We start from the raw sequence: 608 nt of genomic DNA, 5'->3' as shown, positions 1-608 counted from the left end.
GGTGGCAGCTCTGGAAGCGGCGCTCGGCGCGCAACTGCTTCATCGCAGTTCACGCAGCTTTGCGCTGACCGATGTGGGGCGCGACGTGTACGATCATGCCAGTGCAGCGGTGATCGAGGCAGAAGCGGTCGAAACGGTCGTACGCAGGCGTTTGGCGGAGCCAAGCGGCATCGTGCGGATCACCACCTCGGTGCCGAACGCGCAATTCCGGCTCGCGCATCGCCTGCCGGTGCTGGCACGACAATATCCAAAACTGACGATCCAGTTGCACGTTACCGACCGTTTTGTCGACTTGGTTCAGGATGGCTTTGATCTCGCGGTCCGCAGCCATTTCGCACCTTTACCGGATTCCGATCTCGTCCAGCGGCGCATGGGCGAAGACCCGATCACCCTTGTGGCGGCACCATCCTATCTCGCCGAGCACGGCGATCCGGCAACGCCTGAATCACTGGGTGACCACGAGGGTTTGATGAGCTCGATGGCAACAAAGGTCTGGCGTTTGAGCGATGCGCGCGGCCATACGGTGGAGGTAGTGCCACGGCCGCGGCTTTATGCGGATGAATCGGTGCCGTTGCTGAAGGCAGCCGAGGCGGGGCTCGGCATTGTCT

Annotated in this window: 1 protein-coding gene; it reads left to right on the top strand. The window is 62.2% G+C overall.

Annotation, left to right across the window (positions count from 1 at the left end; genetic code table 11):
* A partial coding sequence (locus tag DNK89_RS23620; protein WP_110962015.1) for a LysR family transcriptional regulator occupies positions 1-608 on the top strand: 608 nt, incomplete at both ends.

The sequence above is a fragment of the Acidovorax sp. ST3 genome (assembly GCF_003231145.1).
GTDB lineage: Bacteria > Pseudomonadota > Gammaproteobacteria > Burkholderiales > Burkholderiaceae_C > Acidovorax.
Note: the sequence above shows the minus strand (reverse complement) of the source record. Positions and strands in the feature narration are given on the sequence as shown.